The sequence below is a fragment of the Pseudomonas aestuarii genome, assembly GCF_027988105.1.
Lineage (GTDB): Bacteria > Pseudomonadota > Gammaproteobacteria > Pseudomonadales > Pseudomonadaceae > Aquipseudomonas > Aquipseudomonas aestuarii.
Genome location: NZ_JAQJZJ010000016.1, coordinates 18580 through 44014, shown reverse-complemented (window position 1 = coordinate 44014; position 25435 = coordinate 18580). Strand labels below are relative to the sequence as shown.

28 protein-coding genes are annotated in these 25435 nt (G+C 64.8%); 16 read left to right on the top strand and 12 right to left on the bottom strand.

Annotation, left to right across the window (positions count from 1 at the left end; translation table 11 throughout):
* Nucleotides 1–592 precede the first annotated feature (592 nt).
* The 4 genes from PH586_RS22615 to ureE all read right to left on the bottom strand — a co-directional run bounded on the left by PH586_RS22615 (nt 593) and on the right by ureE (nt 3097).
* Nucleotides 593–1165 carry a HupE/UreJ family protein gene (locus PH586_RS22615; RefSeq protein WP_271350068.1) on the bottom strand — a complete coding sequence of 191 codons (573 nt, stop codon included), beginning with the start codon at nt 1163–1165 and terminating at the stop codon, nt 593–595.
* Nucleotides 1166–1197: 32 nt separating this feature from the next.
* Nucleotides 1198–1812: an urease accessory protein UreG gene (gene ureG, locus PH586_RS22610; RefSeq protein WP_271350067.1), complete on the bottom strand. Its 615-nt coding sequence runs from the start codon at nt 1810–1812 to the stop codon at nt 1198–1200.
* Between the two features lie 13 nt (nt 1813–1825).
* A complete protein-coding gene (locus PH586_RS22605) occupies nt 1826–2500 on the bottom strand; it encodes an urease accessory protein UreF (protein WP_271350066.1) in 675 nt (224 codons plus the stop codon).
* A gap of 96 nt (nt 2501–2596) precedes the next feature.
* Nucleotides 2597–3097 carry an urease accessory protein UreE gene (ureE, locus tag PH586_RS22600; RefSeq protein ID WP_271350065.1) on the bottom strand — a complete coding sequence of 167 codons (501 nt, stop codon included), beginning with the start codon at nt 3095–3097 and terminating at the stop codon, nt 2597–2599.
* A 438-nt stretch (nt 3098–3535) separates the two neighbouring features.
* Between ureE and PH586_RS22595 the strand changes: the two genes are divergently transcribed.
* Complete coding sequence (locus PH586_RS22595; RefSeq protein WP_271350064.1) at nt 3536–4432, top strand: AEC family transporter; 897 nt, start codon at nt 3536–3538, stop codon at nt 4430–4432.
* Nucleotides 4433–4442: 10 nt separating this feature from the next.
* Here the strand turns inward: PH586_RS22595 and PH586_RS22590 are convergent, their stop codons facing one another.
* Nucleotides 4443–4631 (bottom strand): hypothetical protein, encoded by a 189-nt coding sequence (locus PH586_RS22590; protein WP_271350063.1) that lies wholly within the window; start codon nt 4629–4631, stop codon nt 4443–4445.
* A 232-nt stretch (nt 4632–4863) separates the two neighbouring features.
* Between PH586_RS22590 and PH586_RS22585 the strand changes: the two genes are divergently transcribed.
* The 9 genes from PH586_RS22585 to PH586_RS22545 all read left to right on the top strand — a co-directional run bounded on the left by PH586_RS22585 (nt 4864) and on the right by PH586_RS22545 (nt 14100).
* Nucleotides 4864–5754, top strand: coding sequence for an esterase/lipase family protein (locus PH586_RS22585; RefSeq protein ID WP_271350062.1), 891 nt, complete (start codon nt 4864–4866; stop codon nt 5752–5754).
* A 137-nt stretch (nt 5755–5891) separates the two neighbouring features.
* Nucleotides 5892–6398 (top strand): TRAP transporter small permease subunit, encoded by a 507-nt coding sequence (locus PH586_RS22580; protein ID WP_271350061.1) that lies wholly within the window; start codon nt 5892–5894, stop codon nt 6396–6398.
* Entirely contained in the window at nt 6398–7723 is a 1326-nt protein-coding gene (locus tag PH586_RS22575; protein WP_271350060.1) for a TRAP transporter large permease, read from the top strand. The genes PH586_RS22580 and PH586_RS22575 overlap by 1 nt, the downstream gene beginning before the upstream one ends.
* Before the next feature lie 176 nt (nt 7724–7899).
* Complete coding sequence (gene dctP / locus PH586_RS22570; protein ID WP_271350059.1) at nt 7900–8952, top strand: TRAP transporter substrate-binding protein DctP; 1053 nt, start codon at nt 7900–7902, stop codon at nt 8950–8952.
* 143 nt (nt 8953–9095) lie between these two features.
* Nucleotides 9096–10469 carry a glutamine synthetase family protein gene (locus PH586_RS22565; protein WP_271350058.1) on the top strand — a complete coding sequence of 458 codons (1374 nt, stop codon included), beginning with the start codon at nt 9096–9098 and terminating at the stop codon, nt 10467–10469.
* Between the two features lie 71 nt (nt 10470–10540).
* The gene (locus PH586_RS22560) at nt 10541–11929 is read left to right on the top strand and encodes an aldehyde dehydrogenase family protein (RefSeq protein ID WP_271350057.1); all 1389 of its coding nucleotides are present in this window, start codon (nt 10541–10543) and stop codon (nt 11927–11929) included.
* 8 nt (nt 11930–11937) lie between these two features.
* The gene (locus tag PH586_RS22555; protein ID WP_271350056.1) at nt 11938–13107 is read left to right on the top strand and encodes an iron-containing alcohol dehydrogenase; all 1170 of its coding nucleotides are present in this window, start codon (nt 11938–11940) and stop codon (nt 13105–13107) included.
* 278 nt (nt 13108–13385) lie between these two features.
* Nucleotides 13386–13784 carry a carboxymuconolactone decarboxylase family protein gene (locus PH586_RS22550; protein ID WP_271350055.1) on the top strand — a complete coding sequence of 133 codons (399 nt, stop codon included), beginning with the start codon at nt 13386–13388 and terminating at the stop codon, nt 13782–13784.
* The gene (locus PH586_RS22545) at nt 13750–14100 is read left to right on the top strand and encodes a hypothetical protein (protein ID WP_271350054.1); all 351 of its coding nucleotides are present in this window, start codon (nt 13750–13752) and stop codon (nt 14098–14100) included. Before PH586_RS22550 ends, PH586_RS22545 begins: the two co-directional genes overlap by 35 nt.
* A gap of 325 nt (nt 14101–14425) precedes the next feature.
* Here PH586_RS22545 and PH586_RS22540 read toward each other — a convergent pair whose 3' ends face one another.
* From PH586_RS22540 to dksA, 6 genes are all read right to left on the bottom strand, one after another.
* The gene (locus PH586_RS22540) at nt 14426–14764 is read right to left on the bottom strand and encodes a TfoX/Sxy family protein (RefSeq protein WP_271350053.1); all 339 of its coding nucleotides are present in this window, start codon (nt 14762–14764) and stop codon (nt 14426–14428) included.
* A gap of 87 nt (nt 14765–14851) precedes the next feature.
* Entirely contained in the window at nt 14852–15658 is an 807-nt protein-coding gene (locus PH586_RS22535) for a M23 family metallopeptidase (RefSeq protein ID WP_271350052.1), read from the bottom strand.
* Nucleotides 15659–15670: 12 nt separating this feature from the next.
* Nucleotides 15671–16690: a L,D-transpeptidase family protein gene (locus PH586_RS22530; protein ID WP_271350051.1), complete on the bottom strand. Its 1020-nt coding sequence runs from the start codon at nt 16688–16690 to the stop codon at nt 15671–15673.
* Between the two features lie 291 nt (nt 16691–16981).
* Nucleotides 16982–17512 carry a hypothetical protein gene (locus PH586_RS22525; protein ID WP_271350050.1) on the bottom strand — a complete coding sequence of 177 codons (531 nt, stop codon included), beginning with the start codon at nt 17510–17512 and terminating at the stop codon, nt 16982–16984.
* A gap of 242 nt (nt 17513–17754) precedes the next feature.
* A complete protein-coding gene (gene gluQRS / locus PH586_RS22520) occupies nt 17755–18642 on the bottom strand; it encodes a tRNA glutamyl-Q(34) synthetase GluQRS (protein ID WP_271350049.1) in 888 nt (295 codons plus the stop codon).
* A gap of 125 nt (nt 18643–18767) precedes the next feature.
* Entirely contained in the window at nt 18768–19217 is a 450-nt protein-coding gene (gene dksA / locus PH586_RS22515; RefSeq protein ID WP_238042354.1) for an RNA polymerase-binding protein DksA, read from the bottom strand.
* Between the two features lie 195 nt (nt 19218–19412).
* On the opposite strand from dksA, the gene PH586_RS22510 reads away from it, so the two are divergent.
* Entirely contained in the window at nt 19413–20594 is a 1182-nt protein-coding gene (locus PH586_RS22510) for a pyridoxal phosphate-dependent aminotransferase (protein ID WP_271350048.1), read from the top strand.
* A complete protein-coding gene (gene sfsA / locus PH586_RS22505) occupies nt 20584–21291 on the top strand; it encodes a DNA/RNA nuclease SfsA (RefSeq protein ID WP_271350047.1) in 708 nt (235 codons plus the stop codon). Before PH586_RS22510 ends, sfsA begins: the two co-directional genes overlap by 11 nt.
* A 187-nt stretch (nt 21292–21478) precedes the next feature.
* Here the strand turns inward: sfsA and PH586_RS22500 are convergent, their stop codons facing one another.
* Entirely contained in the window at nt 21479–21796 is a 318-nt protein-coding gene (locus tag PH586_RS22500) for a Rieske (2Fe-2S) protein (protein WP_271350046.1), read from the bottom strand.
* Between the two features lie 181 nt (nt 21797–21977).
* Here PH586_RS22500 and PH586_RS22495 point away from each other — a divergent pair, with 181 nt between their 5' ends.
* The 4 genes from PH586_RS22495 to PH586_RS22480 all read left to right on the top strand — a co-directional run bounded on the left by PH586_RS22495 (nt 21978) and on the right by PH586_RS22480 (nt 25433).
* The gene (locus PH586_RS22495; RefSeq protein WP_271350045.1) at nt 21978–23015 is read left to right on the top strand and encodes a FecCD family ABC transporter permease; all 1038 of its coding nucleotides are present in this window, start codon (nt 21978–21980) and stop codon (nt 23013–23015) included.
* Nucleotides 23015–23782, top strand: a complete 768-nt coding sequence (locus tag PH586_RS22490; protein ID WP_271350044.1) for a heme ABC transporter ATP-binding protein — start codon at nt 23015–23017, stop codon at nt 23780–23782. Before PH586_RS22495 ends, PH586_RS22490 begins: the two co-directional genes overlap by 1 nt.
* Before the next feature lie 147 nt (nt 23783–23929).
* Entirely contained in the window at nt 23930–24811 is an 882-nt protein-coding gene (locus PH586_RS22485) for a ChaN family lipoprotein (protein WP_271350043.1), read from the top strand.
* A 421-nt stretch (nt 24812–25232) separates the two neighbouring features.
* Nucleotides 25233–25433, top strand: a complete 201-nt coding sequence (locus PH586_RS22480; protein WP_271350042.1) for a hypothetical protein — start codon at nt 25233–25235, stop codon at nt 25431–25433.
* Nucleotides 25434–25435 lie beyond the last annotated feature (2 nt).

Here is a 25435-nt window from a genome sequence, read left to right as displayed (position 1 = left end):
GTGCAGGCCTAGTTGCGCGGCTGTCCAGGCTGCTTGTGTGTTTTTTGACCAGTCTGGTTTTTATTGTGAAAACAGATGCTTGGCTGAGTTATCCAAGGGCTGGGGATAAAAGCACAAAGTTGTCCACGACTATTGTGGGTAGGCCTGTGGGTAACTCTGTATGCCTGGCCGAAGGCCTTGCTAGTCCTGGCTTTGCGCGGATTGATCAACTTTTGATCAATCCAGTCGGGTACCCCGAGAGGGCATGGCCCGCCGCTTCTGGTCAAGGAATAATCCAGTCATTTCAGGGAATTGTCCGGCGTACCAGGTCCATCCAGGATAGTTATCCAGTGCAGCTGTGGAGCGATCTGTGGATAAGCTGAGCGCGCTTGTACCCAGGCCACACAGGACTAGGCATGGCACTAGTTGCTGGTTTTTTGCTCAATTGCAGCCTGGGTTACCGATCCAGCGCACCGCGCTGCGTCGAGCGGCCGAGCAGTTGCAGGGCGCGGTCGGCAAATCGCTGATCAGACGCTGGTAATCGTCCTTCGCAGTTGGTGGATGGAAAGCGTCATCCACCCGCTGTTGCAGACCTTGCCCAGGGATATAGGCGCTACGTGGCCAGGAGCCATACGCCGGTGAGCGCCGAGGCGCCACCTGCAAGGCGCAGCAGTGGCGCCGCCGCTTGCGGCAACATGCGCACCATGAGGTAGCCACCGGCGTGCAAGGCGGCGGTGGCGATGACGAACCCGAGCGCGTAACCCCAGGGGCTGGTCAGGGCCGGCAGTTCCAGGCCGTGTGCCACGCCGTGGGTCAGGGCGAACAGCGCGGTCAGGCCGAGTGCCAGGGCCATCGGCAGGCGTACCGCGACCGCCACCAGCAGGCCGAAGGCCAGTACCGAGCCGGCGACGGCGGTTTCCATCAGCGGGATGTGCATGCCGGCGAAGCCGAACAGGCCGCCGAGCAGCATGCTGACGACGAAGGTCAGGGGCAGCGCCCAGCGCGCCGCGCCAGTCTGCTGCGCGGCCCAGAGGCCGACGGCGAGCATGGCCAGCAAATGGTCGAGGCCCAATAGCGGGTGGGCCAGACCGGCCAGCACGCCGGCATGCTCATGTCCGCTGTGGGCGAAGGCCGCGGTCGGGCTGAGGAACAGGGCGAGGGCGAACAGCGATGTGCGCAGGGTCATGGGGGTCTCCTTACGGGGGGAAGTGGCTCGGCTCAGGCGACGTTAAGCATGCCGTGACGTTCGATGAAGGCGATGATCTCGTCGAGACCCTGGCCGACTTTCTGGTTGCTGAAGACGAAGGGCTTGGCGCCGCGCATCTTCAGGGTGTCGCGTTCCATCACCTCCAGCGAGGCGCCGACCAGGGGGGCCAGGTCGATCTTGTTGATCACCAGCAGGTCGGATTTGCAGATGCCCGGGCCGCCCTTGCGCGGCAGCTTGTCGCCGGCCGAGACGTCGATCACGTAGATGGTCAGGTCGGACAATTCCGGGCTGAAGGTGGCCGAGAGGTTGTCGCCGCCGGATTCGACGATGATCAGGTCGAGGCCGGGGAAGCGCCGGTTGAGTTGGTCAACCGCCTCCAGGTTGATCGAGGCGTCCTCGCGGATTGCCGTGTGCGGGCAGCCGCCGGTTTCCACGCCGATGATCCGTTCGGGCGCCAGGGCCTGGTTGCGCACCAGGAACTGGGCGTCTTCCTGGGTATAGATATCGTTGGTCACCACGGCCAGGTTGTAGCGCTCGCGCAGGGCCAGACACAGGGCCAGGGTCAGGGCGGTCTTGCCGGAGCCGACCGGGCCGCCGATGCCGATACGCAGGGGTTGGCTGTTCATGTTTTTTTCCTTATCAAGAGCGGAACAGACGGCTGTACTGGCGCTCGTGCGCCATGCTCGCCAGGGCCAGGCCGAAGGCGGCGCTGCCCCAGCGTTCGCGAGGCCGTTGGGTGGCTTGCTGCTGCGCCAGTTCGAGCACCGGCAACAGCTCCGAGGTCAGACGTTGCGCGGCCTGCTGGCCGAGCGGCAGGGTTTTCATCAACACCGCCAGTTGGTTCTCCAGCCACCCCCACAGCCAGGCCGCCAGGGCGTCCTGGGGGCTGATCTGCCAGGCCCGGGCGGCCAGCGCCCAGGCGACGGCCAGGCCGGGTTCCTGCAGGTCGGCAAACAGCGCGCGGGCAGCCGGGTCCAGCTCGGGCAAGCCGCTCAGCAGTTGCTCGAGGGAGTAGCCCATCTGCCGGCTTTCCTGGCGCAGTTCGCGGGTTTCGCGGCTGGCGCGCTGCTGGGCGGCGAGGCTTTGCAGGGTCATCCAGTCGCCGGCGACTGCAGCCGTGCAGTGGGCCAGCAGCAGCGGCGCCTCGAAGCGCGCCAGGTTGAGCAGGAGTTGATCGGCGATCCAGGCTTTGGCGCTCTCGGCGTTAGTCACCTGTGCTTGCTCGACCGCCATTTCCAGGGCTTGCGAGTAGCTGTAGCCACCGATGGGTAATTGCGGGCTGGCCAGCCGGAGTAGCGCCCAAGACTTATTCACCGGGGCACCTCGCGCTGAAGCAGGCGCGCTGCGCTGGGAGCGGCAGGCAATGTGCTGATTGCGGGTAGGCCGGCCCGAGCAGAACCCAGACCTCGTTCACTTGCGCGCCCCGAACTGATGCAGGCGCGGCGCGTAGCTGAATTCGGCATCGCCGGCATGGGAGTGGTGGTGACCGCCGCCGTAGGCGCCTTGCTCGGGCTGGTAGGGTGCCTCGATCGGCGCGACCTTGGCGCCCAGTTGCTCGAGCATGGCCTTGAGCACGTAGTCGTCGGGCAGGCGCAACCAGCCGTCGCCAAGCTGCAGGGCGACGTGGCGGTTGCCCAGGTGATAGGCCGCGCGCATCAGCTCGAAGGGATCGGCGCAGGTGACGTGCAGCAACTGTTCGCTACGGGCGCAGACGCGCACGATGCGGCCGTCTTCGGCCCTCAGGCATTCACCGTCGTGCAAGGGCGGCTGGCCGCGTTCGAGGAACAGGCCGACGTCTTCGCCACTGCGGCTGAAGCAGCGCAGGCGGCTTTTGCTGCGGGCCTCGAAGGTCAATTCGAGTTCCGCGTCCCAGTGCTCCTGGGCGGCGATGCGTTGGTGGATCACCAGCATGGGGGCAGTTTCCGGCAGGATGATGCCGCTCTACAGAGCAAGGGCCTTGCCAAGCGGCGCGGGCCCAGGCCGGCAGCGGCCTGCGCGGCGAATGGCGGGCGGAATTGGGGCGTCAGGCGGGGTTTTTTGGTGCGCGCCTGGGATGCCCGCTTTGTTTTGGTGCGATTAGCGCTGGCCTGTCCAGGCGCTGGCGCTTTTCTCGGCGGCCGCCCGGCACGCTGCCCTGGCTTTTGCCGCGGATTATGTGCGCCAGCGGCGCGAGGTTGCGTCAGTCACATGGGCCTGGGAAATGCCGCAAGCCCTTGGGGAGCTGGGGCGGGCCTGCTGCACGGCGCGGGCCTGCGCTCTGTCGTAAATCGCCAGGCGCGCGGGTATGCTTGCGCGCCTTCAAAGTGAGCGTCGGCGGTTTGCTCGCGCGGTTCGGGAGTATCTGTAACTATGCTGGTTGTGCTGGCGATTCTGCCGATCTTCGTGTTGATCGTACTGGGCTACCTGCTCGGCTGGCGCCAGTGGCTGAGCGCCGAGTCGGCGGCCGGCCTGGCCAACATCACCTTCAAGCTGTTTATGCCGACGCTGCTATTCGCCGGCATCGCCAGGGCTTCCCTGGGCGATGGCCTGTCGCCGATGCTGCTCTTGGCCTATTACCTGCCGGTGCTGCTGGTGTTCGGCCTGGTCAACCTGTTCGCCCACAGGCAGCGCGGCACGGCTACGCCGCTGGGCCTGAGCGCCGCCTTTTCCAATAACGTGCTGGTGGGCATTCCCCTGGTCACCAGCCTGATGGGGCCGGAGGGATTGGTCTATGTCTTCGCCATCCTGGTGTTCCACAGCCTCACGCTGTTTTCCATGCACAGCTTCTACGCCGCGTTCGGTGGACAAGAGCGGGTCAATGGCTGGGCGCTGCTGAAGAATCTGGCCAATCCGATGATCATCGGCTTGTTGCTGGGCGCGCTGCTCAATCTGTCCGGCTTGCGGGTGCCAGAGCCATTGTGGCGGGTGGTCGAGTGGCTGGCCCAGGCGGCGCTGCCTTGTGCCCTGATCGTGCTGGGCGCCAGCCTGTCACGTTATCGCCTGCGCCCCAGCCGCACGGTGCTGGGGCTGGCGTTGGCCAAGCTGCTGCTGTTCCCGGCCATGGTCTGGTGGTTGAGTGCCCAGTTGCCCGGGCTGAACGAGGCGGCGCGCAGCGTGCTGGTGCTGCTGGCCGCGTGCCCCAGCGGGGTCAATATCCTGGCCTTCGCGAAAACCCCGGAAGACACTCGCAACGTCAGTTCGGCGGTCTTTCTCTCCACCGTGCTGGCGGCGCTGACGCTGCCGTTGTGGATGCTCGCGGTACTCTGAGCCGCGTGACTCAGCCGCGGTGCCGCTGCTCCAGCAGGCGCGTGGCAGCGCCTGCGGCGACATGGCGATCCTGCGGCCGGGTTTCTGGCTGACTGTCTTTCGCTTCACCGAGCAAGGGCATCGGGTGCTGATTAGGCAATGCTGCCGCATTGCCGGCGAACAGGCCCAGCAGCAGGCTGATGAGGATGATGCGTTGCATGATTGGCTCCTCCAGGTGGGGATCAAGGGCTACGGGAGCCAATACTAGGGACCTGGCTGCGAATAAGAAGTTAAGCGCTCTGATAGTGGCCATCGATCCTGCTGATTGTGGCGCCGGTGCCCTGCCTGCATGTTTGCGCCGACTTCGGGTTATGGTTGGCTGCACCTTGCGCACCTATCGGCGTTGCTGCCCGCGGCGCCGATCCATCTGTTTCAAACAGGGATGATCAGTTATGTCGACTACCGCTGCGCCACGTTACCCCCTGGTGTTGGTGCCGGGCTTGCTCGGCTTCATCCGTTTGCTCGGTTATTCCTACTGGTTCGGCATCATCGCGGCGCTTCGCCGCGAGGGCGCCAGGGTCTTCCCGGTGCTGGTGTCCGCGGTGCACTCCAGCGAGGTGCGAGGCGAGCAACTGCTCGAACGGATCGCCCGGATACTCAAGGAAACCGGTGCCGACAAGGTGCACCTGATCGGTCATAGCCAGGGCGCGCTGACTGCGCGCTACGCCGCCGCCCTGAAGCCCGAGTGGGTGGCTTCGGTGACCTCGGTCGCCGGTCCCAATCATGGTTCTGAACTGGCTGACTTTCTCCAGCGCAAGGCGCCCCATGGCAGCTGGCGCGAGCGGTTCCTGGCCGCCGTGCTACGCGGCGTGGCCCGGTGCATGGCCTGGCTGGAGACCGGCTACCAAGGCCCGCGCCTGCCCGTCGATGTCGCCGCCGCCCAGCAGTCACTGACCACCGAGGGCGTCGCCGCCTTCAATCGGCAGTTCCCCCAAGGTTTGCCGGCCACCTGGGGCGGCGAGGGTGCGGCCGAGGTCAATGGCGTGCGCTATTACTCCTGGTCCGGCACCTTGCAACCGGGCATCACCGATCGTGGCGGCAACCGCTTCGACGGACCAAACCGTGCCTGCCGAATATTCGCCCGCACCTTTCGCCGCGAAGCCGGGCATTGCGACGGCATGGTCGGGCGCTACAGCTCGCACCTGGGCACGGTAATCGGCGATGACTTTCCGCTCGACCACTTCGATATCGTCAACCAGACCTTCGGCCTGGTCGGCAAGGGCGCCGACCCGGTTGGGTTGTTCGTGGCGCATGCCCGGCGCCTGCACGACGCCGGGTTGTAAGGGCGCGAGGAGCCTTGCCGCGCCAGGGTAAACCGGGCTGTCAGGCTTCCGCTGCAGGCAGATTGCCCCGTTAAAGTTGGCTTTATCGAATGTTCAACTAGAGTTTCGGAATAACCAATCTTTTGCGGGTAGGTGGCATGCCTAAGGCCATACGGGGGTTCGTGCGAGCGGTGGACGCGATGAATCGGGTCATCGGCCGCTTCGCCATGTACCTGATTTTCGCCATGCTGGCAGTGCTACTGTATTCCTCGGTCAGCAAGACCTTCGCCGATCCGGCGATCTGGACCCTGGAAGTCGCGCAGTTCCTGATGGTCGCCTACTTCCTCCTGGGCGGTGGCTACTCCATGCAGCTCGATGCCCATGTGCGCATGGACCTGTTCTATAGCCGTTGGTCGCCGCGCACCGCCGCGATGATGGATGCCATCACCATTGGTTTCCTGATTTTCTATCTGGTGTTCCTGCTCTATGGCGGAATCTCCTCCACGGCCTATGCCCTCCAGTACGGCGAAACCAGCTACTCGGCCTGGTCGCCGTATATGGCGCCGATCAAGATCATCATGACCTTCGGTGTGGCAATGATGCTGCTGCAGTCTATCGCGACCTTCTTCAGGGATCTCGCCGCGGCCCGCGGGGAGACGCTTTAATGAGTTACGAACTCATCGCGCTGTTGATGTTCTCCACGATGATGCTGCTGCTGCTCACCGGCAAGCGGGTGTTCGGTGCCATTGGTTTCGTCGCGGTCGCCGCCGCCCTGCTGCTGTGGGGCGACGGTGGTGCCGAAGTGGCCTTCAGCGCCGCTATGAAGTTGATGAAGTGGTACCCGCTGCTGACCCTGCCGATGTTCGTGTTCATGGGCTACATGCTCTCCGAGTCCGGGCTGGCCGATGACCTCTATCGCATGTTCCACGTCTGGATGGGGCCGTTGCACGGTGGTCTGGCCATTGGCACCATCGCCCTAATGGTGGCGATCTCGGCGATGAACGGGCTGAGCGTGGCCGGCATGGCCATCGGTGCCAGTATCGCCTTGCCCGAGTTGCTGCGCCGCGGGTACGACAAGATCATGGTCACCGGGGTGATCCAGGCCGGCAGTTCGCTGGGCATCCTCATCCCGCCCAGCGTGGTGCTGGTGCTGTACGGCATGATCGCCCGTCAGCCGGTGGGCCAACTGTGGCTGGCCGGGGTCTTTCCCGGGCTGATGATGGCGAGCATGTTCGTGCTGTATATCGTCATTCGTTGTCGTCTGAACCCGGCGTTGGGGCCCGCCCTGCCCGAAGAGGAGCGCCAGCAGATCAGCTGGGGCGAGAAAGTGCGCTTGCTCAAGGCCGGCATCGCACCGCTGTTTATCTTCTTCTCGATGACCGGCTTGTTCCTGATGGGCATCACCAGTCTGGTCGAGAGCTCGGCGGTGGGCGCGGCGGCGGCCACTCTGGCCGCCCTGGTCAAGCGCAGGCTGACCGCCCAGGTGATGGAGGAAACCCTGCGCAAGACCCTCGGCATCACCTGCATGTTCATGTGGATCATCCTCGCCGCCCTGTGCTTCGGCGCGGTATTCGATGGCCTTGGCGCGGTGAAGGCCATCGAGGGGTTCTTTATCGACCGCCTTGGCCTGGGTCCATGGCAGGTGCTGATCATGATGCAGTTGTCGTTCATCATCATGGGCATGTTTCTCGATGACACCGCCATGCTGGTGATCGTTGCGCCGCTCTATGTGCCGTTGGTCGGCGCCCTGGGCTTCGACCTGATCTGGTATGGCGTGCTTTACACCATCACCTGCCAGATCGCCTATATGACCCCGCCCTTTGGCTACAACCTGTTCCTCATGCGCGCCATGGCTCCGCCGGAAGTGACCTTGAGGGACATCTACGTCTCGGTCACGCCCTTCGTGCTGGTGATGATCCTGGCATTGATACTGGTGATGGCGTTTCCGCAACTGGCGCTGTGGCTGCCGCAGTGGCACTACGCACGTTGAACCCACGAATTCAGGAACGGCAGTAAATAACGATTGGAGTGTTACGACGAACCACCCCGGTACAGCCACCCATGAGGATCAAGTTGCCCACCTGAAACGCTGCACCGACCTAGCCGGGTCGCAGTGGTGCTATGCGGATGCATGACATCTGAATCGACACTATTGGAGATAACCGCATGAGTACGAGACGCAGTTTCCTCAAGACCGCCGCGGTCACCACTGGCGCGGTGGGGGCCACCGCTCTGGGGTCGGCGCACATCTATGCCGACGAGCCGAAGAAGATCACCTGGCGCCTGCAAACCTATGCCGGCCCGGCCCTCGGCGAGCATGTGATCAAACCGTCCATCGATGCCTTCAACCAGGCGGCCAACGGCCAGATGGAGATCCAGCTCTACTACGCCGACCAACTGGTGCCCACTGGCGAACTGTTCCGCGCCATGCAGCGCGGCACCATCGATGCGGTGCAGAGCGACGACGATTCGATCGCCGCGCCGGTGGATGTTTCGGTATTCGGTGGCTACTTTCCGTTCGCCACCCGCTACAGCCTGGACGTGCCGGTGCTGTTCGAGAAGTACGGCCTGCGGCAGATCTGGGAGGAGGCCTACGGTGAGGTTGAGGGCGTCACCTGGCTCGGTGCCGGTGCCTGGGACCCGTGCCATTTCGCCACCGTCGAGCCGATCAGAAGCCTGGCCGACCTCAAGGGCAAACGCATCTTTACCTTCCCCACCGCCGGTAAATTCCTCTCCCGTTTCGGCGTGATCCCGGTGACCCTGCCCTGGGAAGATGTCGAGGTGGCGGTGCAGACCGGCGAGCTGGACGGCATCACCTGGTCGGGCATCACCGAGGACTACACCGTCGGTTGGGCCAACGTGACCAAGTACTTCCTCACCAACAACATCTCCGGGGCCTGGATCGGCTCCTATTTCGCCAACTCGGAGAAGTGGGCCGAAGTCCCCGAGCACCTCAAGACCCTGTTCAAACTGTGCATGGACAGCTCCCACTACTACCGCCAGCACTGGTACTGGGGCGGCGAGGCGCAATTGCGGGTCGAAGGCGGCAAGCTTGAGCTGACCACCATCCCCGACGCCGAGTGGGCCACGGTCGAGGCCGAGGCACACAAGTTCTGGGACGAGATCGCCAAGAGCAGTCCGCGCAGCGCCAAGGTGGTGGAGATCTTCAAGAAGTACAACGCGCTGATGGCCAAGGCCGGCCCGCCCTATCGCTACTGAGCCACAGGCCATTGCGCCCGCACCCCTGCCGACGAGGGTGCGGGCGTGATGCGTTACGGGGCGGCATCGCTGGCGCAGGCCAGGATGCTCGGACCCAACCAGCCGACAGTGGAGGTCGGCAATAACAAGACCAAGGGGTGCATATGCTCAATCCGCGGGATGTAAAAACCAGCGAGGACGCCAGGCGCATCGTCGAGGAGCGCGGTCTCAGTCACATCAAGGTCGGGGTGTTCGATAACGACGGCGTGATGCGCGGCAAGTACCTGAGCCGCAGCAAGTTCTTTTCCGCACTGGACTCAGGTTTCGCCTTCTGCGACGTGGTGCTCGGCTGGGACGTCAAGGATCAGCTCTACGACAACGCCAGCTACACCGGCTGGCACACCGGCTACCCGGACGCTCCAGTGCGCGTTTTGCCGCATACCTGCCGCGACATTCCCTTCGAGAATGGCATGCTGCTGTTTATCTGCGAGTTCGCCGAGGCCGCCGAGCAGGTCTGCCCCCGCGCCACCCTGCGCAGGGTGATCGAACGTTGTCAGTCTATGGGTTTCGATCCCTTCGCGGCGCTGGAATACGAATTCTTCATGTTCGATGAGACCCCGGAGTCGGCGCGGGAAAAGGGTTATCGCAACCTCAAGCCCTTCACCCCGGACTGGTTCGGCTACTCGATGATCCGCAACTCGGTGCATGCCGAGCTGTACCACGAAATTCTCGAAATGGCCGAGCAGATGGACTTCCCCATCGAAGGCCTGCACACCGAAACCGGCCCCGGCGTGCTGGAAGCGGCCATCGCCTATGACCATGCCGAAGCCGCAGGAGACAAGGGCGCGCTGTTCAAGACGTTCATGAAGGTGCTGGCCCAGCGCAACGGCCTGATGGCTACCTTCATGGCCAAGTGGTCGGGCAAGTACCCGGGGCAGAGCGGGCATATCCACGTGTCCCTGCGCGATCGCGCCAGCGGCAAGTCGGCCTTCCATGACCCCAGCCAGGCGCACAACATGAGCCTGGTTCAGCGTCAGTTCCTGGCCGGCCAGCAGCGCCTGATGCCGGAGTTCCTGTGCATGGTGGCGCCCACCCTGAACAGCTATCGGCGGATGATTCCCGGTTTCTGGGCGCCGACCGACGCTACCTGGGGGGTGGAGAACCGCACCGCGGCGCTGCGGGTGATTCCCGGTAGCGACAAGTCGCAACGTCAGGAATATCGCCTCGGCGCGGCGGATGGCAATCCCTACCTGACCCTCGCCGTGGCCATCGGCTCCGGCCTGTACGGGGTGATGCAGCAGTGGCAACCGAGCGACCCGGTGGTTGGCAATGCCTACGCCCAGCAGCATCCGCCGGAGCTGGCCCTGCCGCGCACCCTGTGGGATGCGGCGCAGCGTCTGAAAGCCTCCACCGCGGCCCGCGAGTTGTTCGGCGATCCGTTCGTCGAGCATTTCGCCGCCAGCCGCGAATGGGAGGAACGTGAATACCGTCGGCATGTCAGCGATTGGGAGCTGGATCGCTACTTTGAAATCATCTGAATCACCGGGCTGCATCCGCCGCCCTGGTGGCGCTGGGTGCATGCCCGGGTGATCCGTTCTGGAGTGTGGTAATGAGCAAGCTGCAATGCATATCCCCCATCGACGGCTCGATGTATGTCGAGCGCGAGCTGGCAACGGGCAGCGAAATCCAGGCGGCCCTGGCCACGGCCGCATTGGCGCAGAAGGGCTGGCAGCAGACCCCGCTGGTCGAGCGGGTGGCCATCGGCCGCCTGGCCATCGCCGCCTTCGCCGCCAGGGAGGAGCAACTCGCCGAGGAACTGTGCTGGATGATGGGCCGACCGATCCGCTATGCCGCGGGCGAGATCCGCGGCTTCGTCGAGCGCGCCAGCTACATGGCCGATATCGCCGAGAGCGCCCTGGCCGATATCCAGTTGCCCGATCAGCCCGGCTTCACCCGCTTCATCCGCCGCGAACCGCTCGGCGTGGCCCTGGTCATCGCACCCTGGAACTATCCCTACCTGACGGCGGTGAACGCGGTAATGCCGGCGCTGCTGGCCGGCAATGCGGTGCTGCTCAAGCACTCGGCGCAGACCCCACTGTGCGCCGAGCGCATGGTCGAGGCCTTCAGCGAAGTCGGCCTGCCGGAGGGGGTCTTCCAGTACCTGCACCTGAGCCACGCCGATACCGAGCAGCTGATCCAGGCACCGGCGATCCAGCATGTCTCCTTCACCGGCTCGGTGCCGGGCGGGGCCATGGTCGAGCGCGCGGCGGCGGGGCGCTTCATCAGTGTCGGCCTGGAACTGGGCGGCAAGGATCCGGCCTACGTGCGTGCCGATGCCGACCTGGCGCATGCGGTGGCAACCACGATCGACGGCGCCTTCTTCAACTCCGGGCAATCCTGCTGCGGTATCGAGCGCATCTACGTGCACGAGTCGCTGTACGACGCCTTCGTCGAACAGGCGGTGGCACTGGTCAGGCATTACAAACTGGGCCGCTCCGACGACCCGGAAACCACCCTAGGGCCGCTGGTGCGCGCCGAGGCGGCAGATTTCGTCCGGCGGCAGATCAACGAGGCCGTGGCCCAGGGCGCGCTTGCCCATATCGACCCGGCCGGCTTTGCCCTCGATCGCCCCGGCTCGGCCTACCTGGCGCCGCAGGTGCTGACCGACGTCTATCACGGCATGCGGGTGATGACCGAGGAGTCCTTCGGCCCGGTGGTCGGCATCCAGAAGGTCAAGGATGACGAGGAGGCGCTGGCGCTGATGAACGACAGCGAGTTCGGCCTCAGCGCCGCCATCTTCAGCCGCGACGTCGAGACCGCCCTAGCCCTGGCCGAGCGGGTCGAGGCCGGCACCGTGTTCCTCAATCGCTGCGACTACCTCGACCCGGCCCTGGCCTGGACCGGGGTGAAGCACTCCGGGCGCGGCTGCAGTCTGTCGACCATCGGTTACGAGCACCTGACCCGACCGAAATCCTTCCACTTCAAGACCCAGTTATGAGGCGTCCCATGGACCTGAATCAATACCGCATGAACTGGAATTACCCGACCTCGATCCACGTCGGCGCCGGGCGCATCACCGAACTGCCGCAAGCCTGCCGCAGCCTCGGCATGAGCGCGCCGCTGCTGGTCACCGACCCCGGCCTGGCCGCCCTGTCGATGATCGATCACGCCCTGCTGCAATGCCGCGACGACGGCCTCAAGGCCGGGCTGTTTACCGCGATCAAGAGCAATCCCACCGGGCAGAACGTGACTGACGGTGTCACCGCGTTCAAGGCCGGCGGCCACGACGGTGTAATTGCCTTCGGTGGCGGCTCGGCACTGGATGCCGGCAAGGCCATCGCCCTGATGGTCGGCCAGAGCCGCCCGCTGTGGGATTTCGAGGACATTGGCGATAACTGCAACCGCGTCGACGTCACCGGCATGGCGCCGCTGGTGGCAGTGCCGACCACCGCCGGCACCGGCTCGGAAGTCGGTCGTGCGTCGGTGATCACCGACGAGGCCGAACACATCAAACGCATCATCTTCCACCCCAGGATGCTCCCGGCCCTGGTCATCCTCGACCCGCAACTGAGCATCGGTCTGCCGCCGAAGATCACCGCCGCCACCGGCATGGACGCGCTGTCGCACAGCCTCGAGGCTTACTGCTCGCCGCTGTTCCACCCCATGGCCGAAGGCATCGCCCTCGAAGGCATGCGCCTGGTCCAGCAGTACCTGCCGCGCGCGGTGGCCAAGGGCAGCGATGTCGAGGCCCGCCTGCAGATGCTGGTGGCCTCGACCATGGGCGCCACCGCCTTCCAGCGCGGCCTCGGCGCCATGCATGCCCTGGCCCATCCCCTCGGCGCGCTGTATGACGCCCACCACGGCCTGCTCAACGCGGTGTTGATGCCCTACGTGCTGCAAGCCAACCGCGCTAGCATCGAGCCACAAATGGAACGCCTCGCGCGCTACCTCAACCTGCCCCGGCTAGGCTTTATCGGCGTACTCGACTGGGTGCTGCACCTGCGCAACGAAGTCGGCATCCCCCACAGCCTGGCGCAGATCGGCATCGACGACAAACGCATCGAACAGGTCGGGCAAATGGCCGCAGTCGACCCCTCGGCGGGGACCAATCCGATAGCCTTTAGCGCGAGCGAGTACAGTCGGCTGTTCGAGAAGGCGTTGCACGGGAGCCTCTAGCACAACCGCCGCAGGCCTGGCTGGGCGGCTTATGCGCCATCGCGTTTTGCGCACTGCAATGCCAGCGTGCAGGTGGTTTCGGTGCCTGCCTTCGATAACTGCAGGGGCTTAACGGAGGTTCGTTGCGCCCAGAAAATATAAGGCTATCTTGTTGTTTATTAAGGGGTTACTCGTCAGTTGCCATTGCTGGCTGGCCGCCTGGTCGTGCAGGGATAACAGCGAACTATAATTATTACACCTCTGAAGCAAATCTCTCCAACGGGAGAAGGAGGTGACAAATGGCCATTCAAGATACCTACCGGGAAATTGAACAGACCCTAGGTCGGGTACCCGAGTGGATCAAGCAGATGCCGGAAGGTGGTGCGAGCGGATTCTGGGGCGTGGCCCGGGACTTCTGGCTGGCGGAGACCAAGATTCCCAATAAGTACAAGGAATTGATTGGTCTGGCAGTGTCCGGTGCGACCCGTTGCAGGTATTGCACCCTGTTCCATACCGAAGCCGCGCGCTTGTTTGGCGCGAGCGAGGAGGAGATTGCCGAAGCCAGCTTGATGGGGGCGGTGACCATGATGGGCAGCACCTTTATCAACGCCCAGCAGATCGATTACGAGCAGTTCCGCCAGGAAACGCTGGATATCGTCCGGTATGTCAAAGATCACTCGCAATCCAAGGCCGCTTAGGCCGTTGCGGGAACGAGCCCTTCGCCAGCTCGCGAAGGATAAGCTGCTTGCCATCACCGCCGATGGTCCGAGGACCACCGCGCGGTGGCAAGCGGCTGTCATGCGCGTCATCGGCGAGTTGATGCAAGACGGCAATAGCGTCGGGGAGGAAAACCAGGACCTGCGCATTCCCTTCGCCAAGGCGCTGAATGACCTCTACGCCGGGCAGCGGTCCGAGGACGAGTTAACGGAAATGGTATTGCTCATGCTGGAGGTGGAAACCGCCGGCTGGCGCCGGGACCCGTCTCATCCGCGCATGGAATCCGGGGAAGGCTGACGCTCTTGTCCAGGGGCTGTGGACGGCGGTGCTTGTAATCGGCAGACTTTAGTGCCGCGGGCTACAGACGTTCGGCAAAGCGGTGCAACGGTTTCGACGAGGTGGAGTGGGGTACCGTCGCTGCCGCTGATGCTACAAGTGGACATGCCGGTTTTCTCTGCACTAGCCGCCTGACGATCAAGCTCGTCGCCGCGACGCCTCGGGTTTTGCTTCGGCGGGGCTTGGCGCAAGGGTACGTCTGATCGAGCGTGGCAACGCGAGAACAAGTGTAGCCGTCAACGGCGGCTTGCCTGCCTGCACCGGGTTGGATGGGTCGATCCGGCGCTTACTTCGGCGGCTTGGGCGGCAGCGACTGGACAAACCGATGACACCTGGCCACCCAGGCCGCGAGGTCCGCATCGTCTGCGAAACCGGGGGGCTCGACAAAGACATAGCCTTTCATGGCTTTGCCGGTGAAGTCCATTTCGCGCACATGGGGCAGGGACAGTGCCTGTGCATAGTCCACGGGGCCTACCCGGGCCATGAGTTCATCCCCGAGAATGCCAACGAACATATAGCCCTGGGACAGGAAGGCCAGGCCGCCAAACATCTTCTTCTCGACGATCCCGCGGTGCTCTTGCAGTGACTCTCGCAGCCGTTGTGCAAGACCTTCGTCATAGGGCATTGGGGTTTCCTCTGGCTGCGCTAGCAGGCCGACGCGGCTTGAGTCTGGTTTCGTCGCCGGATCAGCCTAGGCTGATCAACATACGGGCTATGGCCGTATGAACAAGGGGTAGGGGTTGATCGCCGTGCCTTTCCACCACTGCTTCTCGGGCCCCAGTTCGAAAATGGCGAAATGCAGGTGCGGTGCAAGCGGGTTGGCGTTGCCGGTGGCACCGACGTAGCCGAGCAGGTCGCCGCGCTTGAGTTCCTGGCCCTCCACCAGGTCGGCGGCGTAGCTGTCCAGGTGCGCGTAGTAGTAGGCGAAGGTGCCGCTGGCATCATATTGGTAGACGGTGAGGCCGCCGGGCACGCTGGTGAAGAGTTTCACCACTTTGCCGTCGTCGACCGCGACTACCGGGGTCTTCAGCGGTGCCATGATGTCGAGCGCTTCATGGATGCGGTCGGTGCCGCGCTTGTCGTTGAAGGTGTCGCTCAGTTGCGCCGAGACTATGCCGGTCACGGGAATCAGCAGCGCGCCGGGATGCACCTGCAAGGATTCAGCGGGCATGCTCTGCACGCGGGCCTCCTCGATTGCCGGGCGTAGCGTGCTCGGCTGCTGCGCAATAGGGCTGTCGGCCGGGGGCTCGGTGGTCGGCGCTAGTGGCATCTCGATGGGCATCGTCTCGGCGCTGGTGCTTATGGCACTCGCAACCTGAGCCATCGCCGGTGCGACCAGCGTGACATCGGGCTCCTGCGTGGTGGGCGCCACGGCTGCCGGCGCAGACGGCACGTATTCGCCAGGGCTGGGCTGGGTGATCACTGCCACGGCAGGGGTGGCCAAGTCGTTCTGCAGGACATAGAACAGGCCTGCGGCGCCGGCCAGGGCGCCTGCGGCGAAAATCAGCATGCTCTTCATGGCGGCGTCTGGTTACTCTTGCAGGAGGGCGGGGAGCCCAGGCGATACGGCATGGCCCATCGCCGTGACGTTCCAGTTGGTGAGGCGGATGCAGCCGTGCGATTGGGTCTTGCCGATCTTCGACGGCTCCGGTGTGCCATGGATACCGTAATGCGGCTTGGACAAGGCGACCCAGGCGACGCCGACGGGATTGTTCGGGCCGGCCGGGATGGTCGCCTTGGCGTGCGCGGGGTTGGCGTCCCAGAACAGCCCGGGGTTGTATTTGAACACCGGATCTCTGGCCACGCCGAGGATCGTCCAGTCACCGAGCGGCAGCGGGTCGCGACCGCTACCGGTGGACGCGGGGAATTGCGCGATGATGGCATCCGCGGCATCGAAGAGGGTGACGGTCGAGTCGGACTTGTCGACGACCACCCGTGCCGCCTTGGGCAGGGGCGCGGCGTCGGCGAGGTTGGGGACGACGATGGCCTCGCCGGCGCGACTCAGATCCTTGCCCGGATTCAGTTGTGCCAGCAGCGCGGGGCTGGCGTGAAACCGCTCGCCGAGCGCTTCGGTCAGGTTGCGATAACCCAGGGTTTCCAGCGCGGCCTTGTCCATCATGTCGGCAGGGATCTGCTGGAAGGGCCCGGCGGCATCGGCGTCGGTGATGGTATAGGTCACCAGTACTGGTTCGACGTCGGCGTTGAGTGCAACCCAGGTGGCTTCGTCCATGACGCCGCTGACGGGCAGGCCGTTGTTTTTCTGGAAGCCGCTGATGGCGATACGGGTGTTTGAGCCGAAACTGGCGTCGATTTCACCCGGAAAGAAGCGCGCACGGTCGAGCAGGATCTGCGCGCGCAGCACGGCGACGTTGTGCTGCTTCGGGCCGACCTCGCCGCGCAGGTTGGCGTCGTTGGCGAACTCGGCGGTGAGCGGCGACGCAGCGACGCTGACCTCGGTGCTGAGTGGTTCGGCGCCAGCGAAGGCGAAGGGTACGGCCGCTGCCTGAATAGCCAGGGTGATAGCGCAGGTAAGCAGGGTTGTGGTTTTCAAGATGCGATCCTCAGACGAACGAGCAGGGCGAACTTCGGCGTGTCTGAGCAAGCTCGGCACACATTCAGCGTGTTGTGGGGAATCGACCCGCCATTAATGCACGGTAATGGCGGTTGCAGGCGTGAGCGGTAGTGAAAAACGTCCGGCTGCTGCTCAAGACCCTCGCATTCCTCACATATAGCGGCATATGGGGGGGGGCGAGTGAGGTGTTCATCGACAGTCATTGGATCAGGCCAGCGCGGATGAGTTCCCTACGGGCCGTTTGCGTGGCGATGACGCGAGCGGCTCAGCCTACTCGGACTGCGCGGCTTTCATCGATTCATAGGCCGGTGCGGCGTAGATGCCGATTGCCACGGCCAGCTCCAGCACTCGCTCGAGGTCGCTGCGGTAAACCAGCACGGCTTGCAGTTGCTCATCCAGCGGCTCGCTGAAGTCCACCAGTACATAGCCGCCGGTTTCCGGCGACAGGCTGCCGAGTTGCACCTGGATGCGGTTTAGCGCCTTGAGCGGCTCGACCTTGACCAGCTGTTTGGGCTTGAGCACGAAGCTGACTTGCTGGCCGAAGGACTCGACGATCTGCTGGAACAACTGGTCGTAACTGTCGGCCTGGAACAGCACGGTATCCGGCAGGCTGCCGACCACTACCCATTCGCCGAGCGGGATCGGGAAGCTGTCGTCGTAGTTGATGTCCGGGTTGGCGGCGAGGAAGGCCTGCGGGTCGGCGTAGGCCTGGGCCGCCTCGTCGGCGATGCGTGCGACGTCTTCGGCCAGCATGCAGCCCGAGCTTATCTTGCCAATCAATTCTTCGAGCTGGGCTTTCATCGGTGCGGTCCTGTAGGGCGGTTGGATAGTGGGCGCAAGGATAAGGGCAATGCGTCGTTTCGACGTAGCGAAAAATAGCCTGGACGCTAGCCGCGCTATGGCTCTCGGGCATTTCGTCGGAGCGGTGGGGGCAACCAGTTCCAGGGTCGCGATAGCGCGCGCCCGCAAAAAGCATCGGGGCATGCTCCGCTGCTACGCTCGGTGAGGAGTGCACATGAATATAGGATCTATGGCCCGCCAGTTCAGCGCAGTTGCGCCTCGGCCAGGGTGCGGCTGTGCGGGATGCGGCCGACGTCCCAGTGGCTGACCGCCCAGGCCAGCAGTTCGGCCGGGCGGGCCTGCTCCAGTTCGCCGGGGAGCGCTTGGCCCAGGGCGCGTAGCGCGCGAACCAGCAGCGGCGCGGCCTGGTCGGTGGGCAGCGGTGGCGAGCGGTAGGACTTGCCCAGTTTGTGGCCGTCCGGCTGGATGATCAGCGGCACGTGCAGGTAGCGCGGTTGGGCCAGGCCGAGCAACTCCTGCAGGTACAGCTGGCGCGGGGTGGAGTCGAGCAGGTCGGCGCCGCGCACCACGTCGGTGACGCCTTGCCAGGCATCGTCGAGCACCACCGCCAGTTGGTAGGCGTAGAAGCCGTCACGCCGGCGGATGACGAAGTCGCCGATCTCGCGCCCCAGGTGCTGGTGGTACTCGCCCTGCACCCGGTCGATAAAACCGTAGCTCAACTCTGGCACGCGCAGGCGAATCGCGGCGTTGTGTGGCGCATGCCCGGCGTCGCGGCAGGTGCCGGGGTAGATGCCGTGGTAGCCCTGCAGCTGCTTGCGCGAGCAGGTGCAGGCATAGGCCAGGCCCTGGTGCAGCAAGCGCTCGACCAGCGCCTGGTACTCGGCATGCCGCTGGCTTTGCCGCACCAGTTCACCGTCCCATTGCAGGCCGTAGCTCTCCAGGGTTCTGAGGATTGCGTCCTGGGCGCCGGGTACTTCACGCGGCGGGTCGAGGTCTTCCATGCGTAGCAGCCAGCGACCGCCCACCGAACGCGCGTCGAGGTAGGACGCCAGCGCCGCGACCAATGAGCCGAAGTGCAGGTAACCACTGGGAGTAGGGGCAAAGCGACCGATATAAGCGGGAACGTTCATACGGGCGACTATAGAGGCATATGCGGGGACAGGAGAAGCCGCCCGGGCGTTGCCGCGCAGGGTCGGTGGGGATAGCGCAGAGAAGCAGAAGCAACACGGGGCGCCGAAGCGCCCCGTGGGTCAGGTCAGGAACCGACCTGTTTTTCCTTGATTTCCGCCAGGGTCTTGCAATCGATGCACAAGGTGGCGGTGGGGCGGGCTTCCAGACGGCGGATGCCGATCTCGACGCCGCATGAGTCGCACCAGCCGTAATCGTTGTCGTCGATCAGTTGCAGCGTTTCGTCGATCTTCTTGATCAGCTTGCGCTCACGGTCACGAGCACGCAGTTCCAGGCTGAATTCTTCTTCCTGGCTAGCGCGGTCGGCTGGATCGGGGAAGTTGGCCGCCTCGTCCTGCATGTGGTGCACGGTACGGTCGACTTCCTGCATCAACTCTAGCTTCCACTTGTTGAGGATGCCGGTGAAGTGGGCGCGCATAGGATCACCCATGTACTCCTCGCCCTTTACTTCTTTATAGGGTTCGAAGCCACGAATCAGTTGGCTGCTTTTTGCTTTTGCTTTTGCTTTGGTGGGCATGGATGACCGCCTCTCACTCTCTCTAATCCACTGCGCAGGATGTTATCCATTGCCGGAAATGCTCGGCCCTGCGGCTGCAAGCGGGCGAACTTACCAGAACAACACCAGCGGCGCTACTCCCGGTTGTCGTGGTTGCTGCCGTTTCGCGCAAGGCTTGGGTAGAATCCGCGCCTCAACCTCTCACAAGGCAGGTCCATGGCCCAGTCCTACAGTGCGCGCAGCCGCGCTATCGAACCCTTTCATGTCATGGCCTTGCTGGCCCGCGCCAACCAGTTGCAGGCCGCCGGTGTCGATGTAATCCATCTGGAGATCGGCGAGCCGGACTTCACCACCGCCGCGCCGATCGTCGCCGCCGGCCAAGCCGCCTTGGCGGCCGGGCATACCCGCTATACCGCTGCGCGAGGAATACCGGCGCTGCGTGAAGCGATTGCCGGCTTCTACGCACAACGTTATCGACTGAGCATAGACCCTGAGCGGATTTTGATTACCCCGGGTGGCTCCGGTGCGCTGTTATTGGCCACCAGTCTGTTGGTCGACCCGGGCAAGCACTGGCTGCTGGCCGACCCGGGCTATCCGTGCAACCGGCATTTTCTGCGTCTGGTCGAGGGCGCCGCGCAACTGGTGCCGGTGGGCCCGGAGGTGCGTTATCAGCTGACCGCGGACCTGGTCGCGCGCTATTGGGACAAGGACAGCGTCGGCGCGCTGGTTGCCTCGCCGGCCAACCCGACCGGTACGCTGTTGTCCAGGGAGGAGCTGGGCGGGCTGTCCCGGGCGCTGAAGGCGCGCGGTGGTCATCTGGTGGTCGACGAGATCTATCACGGCCTGACCTATGGCGTAGACGCCAGCAGCGTGCTGGAAGTGGACGACGAGGCCTTCGTGCTCAACAGCTTCTCCAAATACTTCGGCATGACCGGCTGGCGTCTCGGTTGGCTGGTGGCGCCGCCGGCGGCGGTGGCGGATCTGGAGAAACTGGCGCAGAACCTCTATATCAGCGCGCCGAGCATGGCCCAGCATGCCGCGCTGGCCTGTTTCGAGCCGGCGACCCTGGAGATCTTCGAGCAGCGCCGGCATGAGTTCGCCCGTCGTCGCGACTTCCTGCTGCCGGCGTTGCGCGAGTTGGGCTTCAAGGTTGCCGTTGAGCCCGAAGGCGCCTTCTACCTCTATGCGGACATCAGCGCCTTTGGCGGCGATGCCTTCGCCTTCTGCCAGCACTTCCTGGAAACCGAACATGTGGCCTTCACCCCGGGCCTGGATTTCGGTCGTCACCTGGCCAGCCAGCATGTGCGTTTCGCCTACACCCAGGATCTGCCGCGCCTGCAGCAGGCCGTCGAACGGATTGCCCGTGGCCTGAAAAGCTGGCGGCCCGATGCACTTTGAACCGGCGCTGGAACAGGGGCGACTGCTGCGCCGCTACAAACGCTTCCTGGCCGATATCGAAACGGCCAGCGGCGAGCTGCTGACCATCCATTGTCCCAACACCGGCTCGATGCTCAACTGCATGAGCGAAGGCGCGCGGGTCTGGTTCAGTCGTAGCAATGATCCCAAGCGCAAGCTGCCGGGCACCTGGGAAATCGGCGAAACGCCGCAGGGCCGCCTGGCGGTGATCAATACCGCACGCGCCAACAGCCTGGTCGAAGAGGCGCTGCGCGGCGGCTTGATCACCGAGTTGGCCGGCTTCAGCGCCTTGAAGCGCGAGGTGCCCTATGGCCAGGAGCGCAGCCGCATCGATTTCCGCCTGGATTACCCGCACGGCGCCGCGTTCGTCGAAGTCAAGAGCGTGACCCTGGGCTATGCCGACAGCCGGGTGGCGGCGTTTCCCGATGCGCGCACCGAGCGCGGCGCCAAGCACCTGCGTGAACTGGCGACGCTGGCGCGTGATGGGGTTCGTGCCGTGCAGCTGTATTGCGTCAACCTGACGGAGATCGATGCGGTGCGCCCGGCCGAGGAGATCGATCCGGCCTACGCCGCGGCTTTGCGCGCCGCGGTCGAGGCGGGTGTCGAAGTAATGGCTTACGGCGCGGATATCAGCCCGCAGGGGGTTCAGTTAGTGCGTCGGCTCGAGGTGCATTTGTAAGCCAGTAAAGGGGACCGAAGCTGTGGTAGCCCGGATGCAATCCGGGCTACGGGTCTGAACTTAAACGAGTAACCCACTGTGGGCGGGGCTTCAGCCGCGACTGCCGCCGCGCGCAGCTCGCCGCTGAAGCGCCTGCCACGGGGGCGTGGGTTGTTCGGCCTTGCGTAGGAAGATAGGTCCGAGCAATTCAGCAGTCGATCCAGATCCCTTCGTGATCTTCCGCGCAGCTCAGCGCGTGCAGCGATTGCCCGGCGCAGGGGCCGGCCACGCATTCGCCCGAGTCGATGAGAAACAGTGCGCCGTGGGTGGCGCACTGGATCAGGCTGGCGCTGTGGTCGAGAAACTGGTCTGGCAGCCAGTCCAGAGGGATACCCTTGTGCGGGCAACGGTTGCGGTAGGCGAACACCTGGCCGTGCTTGCGCACGGCAAACAGCTTTTCGCCGTCAATCACGAAGCCCCGGCTCTGACCTTCGGCCAGCTCATTCGGGGCGCATAAACGCATCATCGGCATCTCCAGAGTAGGCGGGCATTATCCCGGACTGCGCGGGCTTGCCAAGCGCAGTCCGCCCGCAGGCGCAGAAAAACTGGCGCTTGCACTGTCCCGCCGCACGGGATTGACTGGCGGCCTGGGGCACAGCCTTTTATCCTGCCCGCCACCCTTTGACCGCAGAAGCCCAGCCCACGCCATGAATCCCGTCATTCAGCCGCGCTCACTGTTTATCGCGCTGGGCCTGTTGCTGGCACTCGCGCTCTGGTTATCCCTGGCGCTGGGGCCGGTCAGCCTGCCGCTGGCCGATACCCTGCAAGCGGCACTGCGCCTGCTCGGCATGCCCGTGGGGGGCGTCGAGCTGGAGCAGGCCGAGCTGATCCTCGGGCAGATCCGCATGCCGCGCACCCTGCTGGGCCTGACCGTCGGTGCGGTGCTGGCGCTGTGCGGAGTGGCGATGCAGGGGCTGTTCCGCAACCCCTTGGCCGACCCTGGCCTGGTCGGGGTCTCCAGCGGTGCGGCGCTGGGCGCGGCGGTCGCGATTGTCGCTGGCGCGGCGCTGGGCGGCCTGCCGGAGGTTTTCGCGCCTTACCTGTTATCGCTTTGCGCCTTTATCGGTGGCCTCGGGGTCACTGCCCTGGTCTATCGCCTGGGTCGCCGCGACGGTGAGACCAGCGTGGCGACCATGCTCCTGGCCGGCATCGCCCTGACCGCGCTGGCGGGCGCGGCCATTGGCCTGTTCACCTACCTGGCGGATGACACCACCCTGCGCACCCTGACCTTCTGGAACCTGGGCAGCCTCAATGGCGCCAGCTATGCGCGGCTGTGGCCGTTGCTGCTGGTCACCCTGGCGGTGGCGCTGTGGTTGCCGCGGCGGGCCAGGGCGCTGAATGCCTTGCTGCTCGGCGAGTCGGAAGCGCGCCACCTGGGTTTTGCCGTGGAGCGGATCAAGCGTGAACTGGTGTTCTGCACCGCCCTCGGCGTCGGCGCCGCAGTGGCGGCGGCGGGGATGATCGGATTTATCGGCCTGGTAGTGCCGCACCTGATGCGCTTGCTGGTCGGCCCGGATCACCGCGTGCTGCTGCCGGCCTCGGCGCTGGCGGGCGCCAGCCTGCTGCTGTTCGCCGACCTGGCTGCGCGGCTGCTGCTGGCGCCGGCGGAACTGCCGATCGGCATTGTCACCGCATTGATTGGCGCGCCGTTCTTTCTCTATCTGTTGCTGCGGGGGCGGGCCTGATGCTGCGAGCGGAAAACCTGGCGGTGCAACGCGGTTCCCGGACCGTATTGGCGGATATCGACCTGGAGCTGCGGCCCGGCGAAGTGCTCGGTGTGCTCGGCCCCAATGGTGCCGGCAAGAGCACCTTGCTCGGTGCGCTCTGCGGCGAACTGCCGCCGTCCCGCGGCCAGGTATGGCTCGCTCAGCGCCGCCTCGGTGACTGGCCGGGCGCCGAGCGCGCCCGGCGGCTGGCGGTGTTGCCGCAAGCCTCGACGCTGAATTTTGCCTTCCGCGTCGAGGAGGTCGTGGCCATGGGCCGGCTGCCCCATGCCAGCGGTCAGCTGCGTGATGCGCAGGTCGTCGACGAAGCGCTGCAGGCGGCGGATGCGGCCCACCTGGCCGGGCGCAGCTACCTGGCCTTGTCCGGCGGCGAGCGCCAGCGCGTGCACCTGGCGCGGGTGTTGGCCCAGCTCTGGCCGGGTGGCGAGGGGCAGACCCTGTTGCTCGACGAACCGACCTCGATGCTCGATCCCCTGCACCAGCACACCACCCTGCAGGCCACTCGGGCCTTTGCCGAACGGGGCGCGGCGGTGCTGGTGATCCTGCATGACCTGAACCTGGCCGCGCGTTACTGTGACCGTTTGCTGCTGCTCGATCGCGGTCGGTCGCATGCGCTGGGCAGTCCGGAGCAGGTCCTGCGCGCCGAGCCGCTGCAGGCGGTATTCGGCCTGGAAGTACTGGTGCAGCGCCATCCGGAGCGCGGGCATCCGCTGATCGTGGCGCGCTAGAGTCATCTGCTGGGCGCAACTACTGCTTGCCCGCTGCTACTCTTTGCCTAGGTTGATCTGCAATCGCTACGAGACCGGGAGGATGACGCTTCAGCCATCCCCCAGTGCCCAGCTCTGCCAGCCCTCTAAAACAACAAGGATTTCCATATGCGCACGTTGCTTGTATTCGTCGCCATCCTTCTGGCCGGTTGCCAGGCCTCGCTGCCGCCGCTGCCTGCCTGGCAAAGCCCCGCAGGGCGCGAGCATGCCGATCCGGGCCAGATCGTCGATCTGCACACGGGGCAGCGCCTGAGTCCGCAGCAACTGATCGAACACCTGGCCCCCGCGCCCCGCGTGCTGGTCGGTGAGGCGCATGACAATCCCGATCATCACGCGTTGCAGCTCTGGTTGCTGCAGGCGCTGGAGACGCAACGGGCGCAGGGCAGCCTGCTGCTGGAAATGCTCACCTCAGAGCAGCAGGGCCGGGTCGACGCGGTGCGCGCACGCATGGCCGAGGGTCAGCCGGTCACCGATCTGCCGGCGGCATTGGCCTGGCAGGCGGGTTGGTCCTGGAAGCTGTATGGGCCGATTGTGCGACATGCCCTCGCCCAACCGTACCCGCTGCTGGCCGCCAATCTGAATCGCGCGCAAGTGCGCCAGGTCTATCGCAAGCGTCCGGCGTTGAGCGGCGCACTGTCCACCTCGGCGCTGGTGCAGGGGCCCTTGCTGGCGCAGATCGGCACCTCCCATTGCGGCAAACTGCCGAAGAGCAAGCTGCCGGCCATGCTTTCCGTGCAGCAGCAGCGCGACCGGCGCATGGCCACGGCGCTGGAGGCGGCGCCACAGCCCGGCCTGTTGTTCGCCGGCACCTTTCACGTGCGGCGCGACTTGGGCGTGCCGCTGCACTTGGTGGACCTGGGTGATAAAGCCGCCAGCCGGGTGCTGATTCTGGCTGAAGAGGGCCAGACGGTCAGCGCCGCTGCTGCCGATTACGTCTGGTACACCCCGGCGTGGCCGGTGCGCGACTACTGCGCCGATTTCGCCAGCTAGGCGTTGGATTTTTCACGGCGGTCCGGCCGTGAGCAGGCCGTTGAAAACGTAGGCGAGGCCGCCAGCGCACTACCGATGGCGGCCCCGCAACAATAGGCGAAAACGGACTGGGCTCGCACGCGAGCCTGTGTTTAACGCAGCGATGGCAACGCCGGTAGTTGTTCAACAGCCTGCTAGACGTTGCCTGGGCTTTCCGTCTCCTTGGCGGGGCGGATTTTGCGGCTGCAGCGCAACGCCGTCCGGTTGCAGCTACGAGCAGCGCCTCGCGCCAGCCAATGCGAACCTAACCTTGCCACCGCCTGACAGGCTTGGTGCCTCAGCCTGCGCGGCAAGAGGCGTGCGCCGGTGCGCGCCCCCTACCATGGTCGCGCAGTGCGCCAGGCGAATAATCGGCCACACTTAGCCTCAGGAGGTACGGGCTATGGCCAATCGCACACTGCGGGCACAGCGGCTGGTGGCATTGTTCATGCTGGGTTGTCTGTTGTTCAGCTATCCCTTGCTGGCGCTGTTCGATAGCGGTGGCGAGGTGTTCGGTATTCCGCTGCTGTTTGCCTACCTGTTCGTGGCCTGGGCCCTGCTGATTGTGGCGATGATCCTGGTCGTCGAGTGCTCGAGCCGATGAGG

Excerpts from the sequence above, each read along its gene's own strand:
- PH586_RS22595 (WP_271350064.1), top strand. The coding sequence starts at position 3,536 with ATGCTGGTTGTGCTGGCGATTCTGCCGATCTTCGTGTTGATCGTACTG.
- PH586_RS22535 (WP_271350052.1), bottom strand. The coding sequence starts at position 15,658 with ATGAAGAGCATGCTGATTTTCGCCGCAGGCGCCCTGGCCGGCGCCGCA.
- PH586_RS22525 (WP_271350050.1), bottom strand. The coding sequence starts at position 17,512 with ATGAAAGCCCAGCTCGAAGAATTGATTGGCAAGATAAGCTCGGGCTGC.
- PH586_RS22480 (WP_271350042.1), top strand. The coding sequence starts at position 25,233 with ATGGCCAATCGCACACTGCGGGCACAGCGGCTGGTGGCATTGTTCATG.
- gluQRS (WP_271350049.1), bottom strand. The coding sequence starts at position 18,642 with ATGAACGTTCCCGCTTATATCGGTCGCTTTGCCCCTACTCCCAGTGGT.
- PH586_RS22575 (WP_271350060.1), top strand. The coding sequence starts at position 6,398 with ATGAGTTACGAACTCATCGCGCTGTTGATGTTCTCCACGATGATGCTG.
- PH586_RS22615 (WP_271350068.1), bottom strand. The coding sequence starts at position 1,165 with ATGACCCTGCGCACATCGCTGTTCGCCCTCGCCCTGTTCCTCAGCCCG.
- ureG (WP_271350067.1), bottom strand. The coding sequence starts at position 1,812 with ATGAACAGCCAACCCCTGCGTATCGGCATCGGCGGCCCGGTCGGCTCC.
- ureE (WP_271350065.1), bottom strand. The coding sequence starts at position 3,097 with ATGCTGGTGATCCACCAACGCATCGCCGCCCAGGAGCACTGGGACGCG.
- sfsA (WP_271350047.1), top strand. The coding sequence starts at position 20,584 with ATGCACTTTGAACCGGCGCTGGAACAGGGGCGACTGCTGCGCCGCTAC.
- PH586_RS22510 (WP_271350048.1), top strand. The coding sequence starts at position 19,413 with ATGGCCCAGTCCTACAGTGCGCGCAGCCGCGCTATCGAACCCTTTCAT.
- dctP (WP_271350059.1), top strand. The coding sequence starts at position 7,900 with ATGAGTACGAGACGCAGTTTCCTCAAGACCGCCGCGGTCACCACTGGC.
- PH586_RS22550 (WP_271350055.1), top strand. The coding sequence starts at position 13,386 with ATGGCCATTCAAGATACCTACCGGGAAATTGAACAGACCCTAGGTCGG.
- PH586_RS22585 (WP_271350062.1), top strand. The coding sequence starts at position 4,864 with ATGTCGACTACCGCTGCGCCACGTTACCCCCTGGTGTTGGTGCCGGGC.
- PH586_RS22560 (WP_271350057.1), top strand. The coding sequence starts at position 10,541 with ATGAGCAAGCTGCAATGCATATCCCCCATCGACGGCTCGATGTATGTC.
- PH586_RS22490 (WP_271350044.1), top strand. The coding sequence starts at position 23,015 with ATGCTGCGAGCGGAAAACCTGGCGGTGCAACGCGGTTCCCGGACCGTA.
- PH586_RS22545 (WP_271350054.1), top strand. The coding sequence starts at position 13,750 with ATGTCAAAGATCACTCGCAATCCAAGGCCGCTTAGGCCGTTGCGGGAA.
- PH586_RS22590 (WP_271350063.1), bottom strand. The coding sequence starts at position 4,631 with ATGCAACGCATCATCCTCATCAGCCTGCTGCTGGGCCTGTTCGCCGGC.
- PH586_RS22555 (WP_271350056.1), top strand. The coding sequence starts at position 11,938 with ATGGACCTGAATCAATACCGCATGAACTGGAATTACCCGACCTCGATC.
- PH586_RS22495 (WP_271350045.1), top strand. The coding sequence starts at position 21,978 with ATGAATCCCGTCATTCAGCCGCGCTCACTGTTTATCGCGCTGGGCCTG.
- PH586_RS22485 (WP_271350043.1), top strand. The coding sequence starts at position 23,930 with ATGCGCACGTTGCTTGTATTCGTCGCCATCCTTCTGGCCGGTTGCCAG.
- PH586_RS22580 (WP_271350061.1), top strand. The coding sequence starts at position 5,892 with ATGCCTAAGGCCATACGGGGGTTCGTGCGAGCGGTGGACGCGATGAAT.
- PH586_RS22540 (WP_271350053.1), bottom strand. The coding sequence starts at position 14,764 with ATGCCCTATGACGAAGGTCTTGCACAACGGCTGCGAGAGTCACTGCAA.
- dksA (WP_238042354.1), bottom strand. The coding sequence starts at position 19,217 with ATGCCCACCAAAGCAAAAGCAAAAGCAAAAAGCAGCCAACTGATTCGT.
- PH586_RS22565 (WP_271350058.1), top strand. The coding sequence starts at position 9,096 with ATGCTCAATCCGCGGGATGTAAAAACCAGCGAGGACGCCAGGCGCATC.
- PH586_RS22500 (WP_271350046.1), bottom strand. The coding sequence starts at position 21,796 with ATGATGCGTTTATGCGCCCCGAATGAGCTGGCCGAAGGTCAGAGCCGG.